The organism is Mycobacterium sp. E183 (assembly GCF_001667735.1).
In the GTDB taxonomy this organism is placed as follows: domain Bacteria; phylum Actinomycetota; class Actinomycetes; order Mycobacteriales; family Mycobacteriaceae; genus Mycobacterium.
Genome location: NZ_LZJN01000169.1, coordinates 53,839 through 63,052, shown reverse-complemented (window position 1 = coordinate 63,052; position 9,214 = coordinate 53,839). Strand labels below are relative to the sequence as shown.

Here is a 9,214-nt window from a genome sequence, read left to right as displayed (position 1 = left end):
GGGCGGGTGGGGGCCATTTTCTTTGCCTGCTCCAGCTTTTCGCCGATCTTCTCCAGATCTTCGCGGCTGATCGCCAACTCGACCTGCGGCCACACCACGTCCTGCTCGTAGGCGATGTGTTCGCGGCCGGCCTTGACGAACTCCTGCAGCGCTTCGTGATAGTCCGGTTCGCCGGGCTTGCCGTCCTCGAGCCGCTGCAAGAGTTGCTTGCCGGCCTGCTCCTGCTCGATCGCCTTGTCGACGATTCCGTCGCCGATCGCATCGCGCACCGCCGGCCAAAACAATTGTTCCTCAATGGCTTCGTGCTGGGACTCCGCGATGATGAGATTGTTCACGAAGGTCTCCAGGCCGCTCGCTTCGGCGCCCGAACCCGACGGCGCCCCGTCGAGCGTCTCGAACAATCCGAGCACGCTTTTGTGGTCCTGGCGAAGAAAAGTGATTGCGTCCATGCCTTGCCTTCCAGTTGGGCTGATGACTCGAAGTGGCCTGCGGATACCCGGGGCGACGGCATTGAAACGCGCTGGCCCGCGGCGAATTTCGAGTGATGGTGGGGGAGAGAGCTGCGCGCGGTGCGCGCCGTCTACATTCAGCCCGAGGCCCGTCCCACGTCGGACTAGCGCAACTTCGGCAAGACGTTGGTGCGGTAGAACTCGATGGCCGTCAGCGGATTGCCCTGCGGGAAGTGCAAAAACGGGACGGCGCCCGCGTCCAGGATCGCCTGCACCGCCTTGACGTGGGGTGTCGCGTCGGTTCCGACCGTCCAGTTCGCCAGCACCTTGTCGATGGGGTTGGCCTGCGCGGCGCGCTGGATTTCGACCGGATTCGGCTGGTCGACGGCGCCGGCGGTGAAGCGCCACAGATTTGCCGCGGCGGCGGCCTCTGCGGCGTCGCCGACGACGGCGAACAGCTCGGCCCGCTTGCCCATGCCGCCCGGGTCGCGGCCTGCGGCGCGCGCGCCGGCGCCGAACGCCGCCAGCAGCGCCGGATTCGTGACGTCGCGTGCCTGACCGATCCAACCGTCGCCGTATTGGCCGGCCATCGTCGCACTCTTGGGCCCGCTGGCCGCCACGAAGATCGGCGTGGGGCTGGCGGGCGTGTCGTAAAGCTTCAACGCGTTGGTCTGAAAGTACCGACCGGCGAACGAGATTCGTGATCCGCTCCACAACTGTCGGATCAGGCTGATCGCTTCAACCAGCCGGTCGTGGCGCTCGGTGTAGTTGCCGAACGCGTTGGTGCTCGCCTGTTCGTTCAGCCGTTCCCCGGTCCCGACTCCCAGGAACACCCGTCCGGGATACAGGATGGCCAGCGAGGCAAAGGCCTGGGCCACCGCGGCCGGGTGGTAGCGGTAGGTGGGGCAGGTCACGCCGGTACCGAACGAGACGCGGTTGGTGGCATTGCCGACCAGCGCCAGGGTCAACCACGGGAACATCGAATGGCCCTCGTTGTCCTGCCATGGCTGGATGTGGTCGCTGGCCCAGACGTGGGCAAAACCGGCCTGTTCGGCCGCCTGGGCCTGCGCCACGAGTTGTTCGGTGCGGAACTGCTCGTGCGAGAGCACCAGACCCACCGGCCTGGCCGCGGGCGGTGGTGGGGAACCGGGCGCGGCGTGGTCGGTGCCCGGCCGCCCGCAGCCGGCACCGAGCCCGGCGGCGCCGAGCATGCCCGCACCGGCGGCCGCCCGCCCGAATGCGCGACGCGAAACGCCGGTCATCGAAACAACGTACCCACCGGTTCTGCGATGACACCCCGGATGCGGGTAACCGCTAACCTGACTCGGGTGACCCCCCAGGCGCGCCCGGCGCGGAAGGCCGATGTCCGCGAACTGTCGCGCACCCTGGCGCGTGCCTTCTACGACGACCCGGTGATGACCTGGCTGCTGCCCGCCGACAGGGCGCGCACCGCGAACTTGCACCGGGTCTTCGGCACGATGACGCGACACCACCATCTGGGCTGTGGCGGCGTCGAGGTGGCCTGCGACGGCCCGGGCATCGGCGCGGCGGCACTCTGGGATCCGCCCAACCGTTGGCGGGAGACGCGCCTGGGCGAACTGGCGATGACCCCGACTTTCCTGCGCGTCTTCGGCATGCGCGCGACGAGGGCCCGCGGCGTGCAGGAATTGATGAAGCGCACGCATCCCGAAGAGCCGCACTGGTATCTGGCCGCCATCGGGAGCGACCCGTCCGTCCGCGGCCAAGGCTTCGGCCAGGCCCTGATGCGGTCCCGGCTTGACCGCTGCGACGCCGAATACTGTCCGGCGTATCTCGAATCGAGCAAGCCCGAAAACGTGCCGTACTACGAACGTTTCGGTTTCACGGTGACCCGCGAGTTGGTGTTGCCCGACGGTGGTCCCACCATGTGGGCGATGTGGCGCACGCCGCGGTAGCGTTTAGCCCCCCTACCCGGCGGGCAACCGATCCCGCATGAGCGAAAACCCGCAAGCCGAGGTCGACCCCGCGGACTTCCCCGAGGAGGGCGGGCCCGGCGACACCCTGAACGCGAGCGAAGGCACCGACTCCGACGAACTCCACAACGACGACGGTGACATCGTGGTCGACCCTCCCGAGGACTGGAGCGAGGCCAACCGCTTCGGCATGACGGCGCGGGAAGAGCGCGAGGGGGAATCCCTGGACGCCCGGCTCGCCGAGGAGGAACCCGACGTCTCGCCCGACATGCCGGGCGCGGGCGTGCCGACCGACGGTCCGCCCGGACGCGCTCATCGGGGCCAGATCGACGGAGCGCCCGAGGACGGTGAGTCGCTGTATGAGGTCGTCGACGAGAACGCGGCGCCGGACATCACCCAGACGACGGAGTGATGCGGCCAGTGTCCGACTGTTCACTGCGCATGCGGCGGCTGGGCGCCCGCTAAGGGGTGCTCTTCCAGCCGGCGATGCCGATCGCGATCATCCGCAGTTGCTTGACGGCGATCCGCCGGATGTCTTCGAGCGCCTCGGCGCTCTGCGCGTCCTCGATCGCCTCGGCGATGACGATCATCGCGTTGACGAACAGGGTCGCCAGGACGTTGAGGTCCTCGGTGGTCCACTCGTGCAGCCGCGGGAAGCGGGCCAGGTCGGTCGCCAGCTCGGAGGTGATCAACCGGATCTCGGTCCGGATGGCGTAGCGCAAGACGCTCAGCCCGCTGTTGCGTTCGCGCGCGATGAACCGCCAATGTTCGCGCCGCTGCGCGACGCTGGCGACCAGTATCTCCACCGATGACTCGATGACTCGGTTCGGGTCGAGCTTCCCGGCGCGGGCTTCACGCAGGGTATCGCGCAGGCTGCGGAATGATTCGTCGATCAGGACCAGCCCCAGTGCCTCCATCGACTCGAAGTGGCGGTAGAACGCCGCAGGCACGATCCCGACCTCGCGGGTCACCTCCCGCAGGCTGAGGCTGGAAAAGCTGCGGTCCTGCAGCAGCTTGAGGGCCGCGGCGATGATGGCGCGCCGGGTCGCCTCCTTGCGCTCCTCACGCGACCGGCTTTCGCGCACGCGCTCGCGACCAGAACCGCGCACCCGTGAGCTAGGAGTACGGCTGTTCACTGTGTGAACCCTACCACAGACCTGCAGTAAACCCTTGACTGACCGGGTGGTGCGGCTGCACGGTGTACATATGTTCACTCAAACTACTTCGAGTCGGGCCCTCGCCCGAACTCTTCGGAAGCGGGTGTTGGGTTCCGACCTCCTCGATCTGCTCACCGGGCCGCACGGTGTCGACCGTTACACCGAGCTGGTGGACCCGACCTGGACGCTGGGCCAGGCCCGCGCCAAGGTGATCGACGTGCGCCGCACCACCGCGCGCAGCGTCACCCTCACGCTGGCCCCGAACGAAAGCTTCACCTCCGCCTGGACGGTCCAAGCCGGCCAGTACGTCAACCTCGCCGTCGAGATCGACGGTCGCCGGCACACCCGCTGCTACTCCCCGGCCAATGTCGAAGGAGCCGCCAATCTCGAGCTGACCATCGGCCGGCACGACGGCGGCCTGGTCTCCAACTACCTGTACGAGCAAGGCCGTCGCGGCATGGTGGTCGGCTTGACGGGCGTGGGTGGCGACTTCGTGTTGCCGGCAAACCGACCGAACCGGATCCTCTTCGTCTCCGGTGGCAGCGGCATCACTCCGGTGATGGCGATGCTGCGCACGCTGGTCGCCGAGAATCACCCGGGCGAGATCGCGTTCGTGCACTACGCACGCACCGCGGCCGAGGCCTGCTACCGCGACGAGCTGGCGACCCTGCCCGGCGTCCGCGTGCTGCACGGCTACACCCGATCCGGCGGTGGCGATCTGGAAGGCCGGTTCGGCGCCGCGCATCTGGACGCCGCCATGGCGTCACCCGACGCGGTGTTCGTCTGCGGCCCAACGCCTTTGGTCGACGACGTACGGGACCACTGCGACAACGTCTACACCGAAAGCTTCGTGCCGCCGTCGTTCGAGGCGCCCGCCAGCCCGTCGGGCGGCATGGTCACCTTCGCCGACAGCGGGGTTGACGTCGTCGACGACGGACGCTCGCTGCTGGAACAGGCGGAATCCGCCGGCCTGTCACCCGAGAACGGCTGCCGGATGGGCATCTGCCACACCTGCACACGACGGAAGACCGCCGGAACGGTGCGCAACCTGATCACCGGCGCCGTGTCCACCGGACCCGACGAGGACGTGCAGATCTGCGTGTCCGTCCCCGTCGGCGATGTCGACCTATCGCTCTAGCCGCCAGAAATTTCCGAGAGGAAAAGCCATGACACAGAACAAGATCAGCCTGACCCCCGAACAGGCCGACGCATTCGGCCGCGAGCTGGACGCCATCAGGGAGCGCGTGATGGCCAGCCTGGGAGCCGAGGACGCCGACTACATTCGCCGCGTCATCAAAGCGCAGCGAGCGCTGGAGGTCGGCGGGCGCGCGCTGCTCTTCCTGCCGCCCGCCTGGCTGCTGGGAACCACGATGCTCGGCTTGTCCAAGATCCTGGACAACATGGAGATCGGCCACAACATCATGCACGGTCAATACGACTGGATGCGTGACCCGACCATCTCCGGCCGGTCCTTCGAGTGGGACACCGCGTGCCCGGCCGATCAGTGGCGGCATTCGCACAACTACATGCACCACACCCACACCAACATCGTGGGGATGGACCGCGACATCGGCTACGGCATCCTGCGGATGAGCGAAGACCAGCGCTGGGAGCCCTACTTCCTGGGCAACCCGCTCTACGCCTTCCTGCTTATGGTGCTGTTCCAGTACGGCGTCGCGCTGCACGAGCTGGAAACCGAGCGCATCCGCGCGGGTGAGATCGAAATCGCCGACAAGCGCGAGGTGCTGCGCGAGATCTGGAAGAAGACTCGCCGGCAGACGCTGAAGGACTACGTGGCCTTCCCGCTGCTGGCCGGCCCCTTCGCGCCGTTCGTCTTCGCGGGCAACCTGTCGGCCAACCTGATGCGCAACGTGTGGTCGTACATGATCATCTTCTGCGGCCATTTCCCCGACGGCACCCAGGAGTTCACCGTCGAGGAGACCAAGGACGAGTCGCGCGGCATGTGGTACTTCCGCCAGGTCCTCGGTTCGGCAAACCTGACCGGCGGCAAGCTCTTTCACCTGCTATCGGGCAACCTCTCCCACCAGATCGAGCACCACCTGTTCCCGGACATGCCGGCACGCCGGTACGCCGAGATCGCGCCGGAGGTGCAGGAGATCTGCGAGCGCTACGGCATCCCCTACAACCGCGGCCCGCTGCTGAGGCAGTTCGGGACGGTCGTCCGCAAGATCGTTCGGCTGGCGTTCCCCGACTCCGTGGTGCGCAAGGTTACCGGCGACCGCTCGGCCGATCCGGTGCCCGTGGCCGCCTGACGGTCGCCCACGTCCCCCACGCGCAAACCGGGCCTTGCGCGCGGGGGACAATGGGCTGCGTGGAGTGGACCGGCGCACGCTATGCGGACAAACCGACGGTGGAGGCATCGACGTGGATCGATGCGGATCCGGCCCGGGTGTGGAGCCTGGTTTCCGACATCAAGCTGATGCCGACCCTGAGCAACGAGTTGCAAGCCGTCGAGTGGGCCGAGGGTGCCGACGCCCCGTGCGTGGGCGCGCGCTTCGTCGGACACAACCAGCACGACGCGTTCGGGCAATGGAGCACCACCTCCCAGATCGTCGCATGCGACGAGCCGCGTGAATTCTCCTGGGCCGTAGGCGAACCCGACAATCCCGCGGCGATGTGGCGGTTCAGGCTGACGCCCCGCGACGGCGGCACCGCGCTGAGCTACTGGATGCAGATGGGGCCGGGCCGTTCGGGGTTGTCGGTGGCCATCGAGTCGATGCCCGACAAGGAGCAGAAAATCGTGTTCGTGCGGATGCGCGAGTTCGAGGCCGCGATCGGCAAGACACTCGCGGCGATCAAGAGGCTGGCCGAACACGGGGTGCGCTGATGCGCACCGCGACGACGGTCGAGTTGTCCAGCGCCGCGGGCGAAACCGCCGCTTTCGTCGTCGAAGCGGAACGACTGGGCCTCGACGTGTGCTGGGTCGCCGAGGCCTGGGGCTCCGACGCGCCCTCGGCGCTCGGGTATCTCGCGGCGCGGACCGAGCGGGTCCTACTGGGCTCCGGTGTCCTGCAGGTGGGCGTCCGCTCGCCGGTCATGGTCGCGCAGACCGCCATCACGCTGTCCAACCTGTCGGGCGGACGATTCCTCCTCGGGCTCGGCGCATCCGGCCCGCAAGTGATCGAGGGCCTGCACGGCGTCTCCTTCAGCCGGCCCCTGGCGCGCATCTCCGAAACGGTCGACATCGTGCGGCAGGTCTTCGCCGGCGGCAAAGTGTCCTACTCCGGCAAGCAATGCCACATTCCGCTGCCCGGCGGCGAAGGGGTGCCGATGCGGTTGTCGACCCGGCCCGAGCACCCGATCCCGATCTACCTTGCCGCGCTCTCACCGGCGATGCTGCGGTTGACGGGTCGGACCGCCGACGGGTGGCTGGGCACCAGCTTCGTCCCGGAGGGTGCCGGCGAGGCCTACTTCTCACACCTCGACGAGGGCTTGGCCGCCGCCGGCCGCACCCGCGCCGACGTCGACATCTGCCAGGGCGCCGAAGTCGCCTTCGCTGCCGACGCGCAGGAGTTGCGCGGCATGGTCGCGGGCCGCAAAAAGGAGCTCGCCTTCAGCCTGGGCGGCATGGGCTCGTCCAGCACGAACTACTACAACCAGGCCTACAGCCGCCAAGGCTGGTCCGAGATCGCCGCCGAGGTACGCGAACGCTGGCAGCGCGGCGACCGCGACGGCGCGGCCGCACTGGTCACCGACGAGATGGTGTTGGCCACCACGCTGATCGGCACCGAGGAGATGGTTCGCGCCCGGCTCAGCGTGTGGCGGGACGCCGGCGTGAACACCGTGCGGCTGTATCCGGCCGGCGACACGCTGGATGCGAAGCTTGGCACGCTCGGCCGGGCCATCGAGCTGGTCGGCGAGATCGGCTAAACCCCGACCGTGGGGGATATGGACAAATCAACGACGGTTTTCGTACCCGGGCCACACGCTCGGCGGCCGGGGCGTCAGCGAACGGCCGTGGGCGCGTCGGTCGCCTTGACGAGTCGCACCTCCGGACGCTCCGGCACCCCGTCGGCCAGGAACCAGCGGAAGGCGAGGTTGCCGCGCGGATAGTCCAGCGTGGTCAGCGAATTCGGGTGGGCGGTCATTCCGCGGGACAGGACGATGGTCACCGTGCCGTCGCTGTTGAGCGCGGCGGCGTGGCCGTTTATCGAGCAACGGGCGTCGGCCGCGCCGAACGTGGCCATGAACTGGTTCCATACGACCAGGTTCCAGAACCTGCACGACGGCGGGCGGTGCGTGATGACGAGCGCTTCGTCCTCATCGAGCACAAAGCTGCCGTAGGAGTAGCAGGCGTCGCGCGCCGACCAACCGAAGTTGGCGTCGGGGACCTGGTAAGGATCGGCGAATGCATTTGCCGCGTGCGCGGTCTCATGTCCGAGGGCGTGTTGGTCCTGCACGCGCGTTCCGACGGCCAGCGGCACGATGGCGAACATGGTGCGCAGCCAGGTCGCGATCGCCCTCAGCCGCGCGGCCGTCTCGGCATCCCCGTGCCGGATCGGGTCCGGCTCGTCGAGCGCCTCGATCCGCCAGGTGACGGGGCGGCCGGTCAGCGGGTCGGCCTGGTAGTCGCGCGTCATCAGGACGGCCGCGTCGGGCGTGGGGCCGAGTTCGAACGCGAAGTTGCCGGCGGCGTCCATATTGAGGACATCGAGATCGCTGTCGCGGACGATTGCCACCACCCGGTCCGACCACGCGCCCGGTGACGGCTCGTTGTAGGCCGTGACCGAAAAGTAGGCGCTGTCACCCTTGTTGCCGCTGATGCGGTAGCGGCGCCGCGGATCGATCGGGCAGATGTAGTAGTAGGCGTCGGTGTTGTCGCCGCCCCAGCGCCGGTCGCGACGAAACGGGGTGTTCACGGCGACGAACTGCGGCCGGCCGGGTTCGGTGAAAAGGTAGGTGTCGAAGGCGACACCGAGCGTGCTGGCGATCATGCGGTAACCGTCGGCGACGTGCCGGTCGTCGACCACCGCGCGGTCGCCCTCCAGGAACGAGCGGTCAAGGGTGCCCAAGGTGGCGAGCAGCTCCTGCCACGCGGTCGTCGTCTCGTGCGTCATGCGCGGATTCCCTTCAGGAGCAACGTGGTTGTGCGATCGACCCACCCGTCGTCGAGTTCGGTGACGCGGGTGAGCAAGCCCATCAGCGTGATGCCGGCGATGGCATCCGTGAGTTCGGTGGCGGTCACTTCGGGCCGGACCTCGCCGCGGCGCGCCGCCCGTCGCAACAACTCGGCGAGGCCGCCGCCGATGACGCCGGCGAATCGCTCCAGCAGCGCCGAATGCAGGGTCGGGTCCGCGGCCATCTCACCCACCAGCCCGGGCAGGGCGGCTCTGGCGGCCGGGGTGGTCAGGAAACGCATTGCACGACGGACCATTTCGCGCAGGTCGTCGGGCAGGGACCCGGTATCGGGCAGCTCGGTGGCGGCGCCGATGGGGAACACCGCCTCGTGGACCAGGTGCGCTTTGCTCGGCCAGCGCCGGTAGATAGCGGGCTTGCTGGTGCCCGCGCGTTCGGCGATCGCGGAGACCAACAGCCCGCTGTAGCCGGTCTCGGCGAGCAGCTCCACGGTCGCGCTCAGCACTGCGCCGTCAATGCGTGGGTCACGGGGGCGGCCAAAATCCACTACCATTACGAA

General features: G+C 68.2%; 11 protein-coding genes. 6 read left to right on the top strand and 5 right to left on the bottom strand.

The window, feature by feature from the left end; translation table 11 throughout:
* Together A5691_RS20415 and A5691_RS20410 are read right to left on the bottom strand one after the other, a co-directional pair.
* Window positions 1-449: hemerythrin domain-containing protein (locus A5691_RS20415; protein ID WP_068266768.1), on the bottom strand; the 449-nt coding region annotated here is incomplete at its 3' end.
* A 164-nt stretch (window positions 450-613) separates the two neighbouring features.
* Entirely contained in the window at window positions 614-1,711 is a 1,098-nt protein-coding gene (locus tag A5691_RS20410) for a F420-dependent hydroxymycolic acid dehydrogenase (protein WP_068017589.1), read from the bottom strand.
* A 66-nt stretch (window positions 1,712-1,777) separates the two neighbouring features.
* On the opposite strand from A5691_RS20410, the gene A5691_RS20405 reads away from it, so the two are divergent.
* Window positions 1,778-2,383, top strand: coding sequence for a GNAT family N-acetyltransferase (locus A5691_RS20405; protein ID WP_068017586.1), 606 nt, complete (start codon window positions 1,778-1,780; stop codon window positions 2,381-2,383).
* 37 nt (window positions 2,384-2,420) lie between these two features.
* Window positions 2,421-2,813, top strand: coding sequence for a hypothetical protein (locus A5691_RS20400; protein ID WP_067781619.1), 393 nt, complete (start codon window positions 2,421-2,423; stop codon window positions 2,811-2,813).
* 49 nt (window positions 2,814-2,862) lie between these two features.
* Here A5691_RS20400 and A5691_RS20395 read toward each other — a convergent pair whose 3' ends face one another.
* A complete protein-coding gene (locus A5691_RS20395) occupies window positions 2,863-3,510 on the bottom strand; it encodes a TetR family transcriptional regulator (protein ID WP_197499038.1) in 648 nt (215 codons plus the stop codon).
* 97 nt (window positions 3,511-3,607) lie between these two features.
* On the opposite strand from A5691_RS20395, the gene A5691_RS20390 reads away from it, so the two are divergent.
* Genes A5691_RS20390 through A5691_RS20375 form a run of 4 tightly spaced genes read left to right on the top strand, consistent with a single transcriptional unit; the run spans window position 3,608 to window position 7,449 of the window.
* Entirely contained in the window at window positions 3,608-4,696 is a 1,089-nt protein-coding gene (locus A5691_RS20390; RefSeq protein WP_068017583.1) for a ferredoxin reductase, read from the top strand.
* A 28-nt stretch (window positions 4,697-4,724) separates the two neighbouring features.
* Complete coding sequence (locus A5691_RS20385; RefSeq protein ID WP_068017580.1) at window positions 4,725-5,831, top strand: acyl-CoA desaturase; 1,107 nt, start codon at window positions 4,725-4,727, stop codon at window positions 5,829-5,831.
* A gap of 50 nt (window positions 5,832-5,881) precedes the next feature.
* Window positions 5,882-6,406: an SRPBCC family protein gene (locus tag A5691_RS20380; RefSeq protein ID WP_197694427.1), complete on the top strand. Its 525-nt coding sequence runs from the start codon at window positions 5,882-5,884 to the stop codon at window positions 6,404-6,406.
* Window positions 6,406-7,449, top strand: coding sequence for an LLM class flavin-dependent oxidoreductase (locus A5691_RS20375; RefSeq protein WP_068017577.1), 1,044 nt, complete (start codon window positions 6,406-6,408; stop codon window positions 7,447-7,449). The genes A5691_RS20380 and A5691_RS20375 overlap by 1 nt, the downstream gene beginning before the upstream one ends.
* Before the next feature lie 74 nt (window positions 7,450-7,523).
* On the opposite strand, the gene A5691_RS20370 is transcribed toward A5691_RS20375, so the two are convergent.
* Both A5691_RS20370 and A5691_RS20365 read right to left on the bottom strand, forming a co-directional pair.
* Window positions 7,524-8,636, bottom strand: a complete 1,113-nt coding sequence (locus A5691_RS20370) for a DUF1214 domain-containing protein (protein WP_068017574.1) — start codon at window positions 8,634-8,636, stop codon at window positions 7,524-7,526.
* A complete protein-coding gene (locus A5691_RS20365) occupies window positions 8,633-9,208 on the bottom strand; it encodes a TetR/AcrR family transcriptional regulator (RefSeq protein ID WP_067755328.1) in 576 nt (191 codons plus the stop codon). The genes A5691_RS20370 and A5691_RS20365 overlap by 4 nt, the downstream gene beginning before the upstream one ends.
* Between the last annotated feature and the right edge of the window lie 6 nt (window positions 9,209-9,214).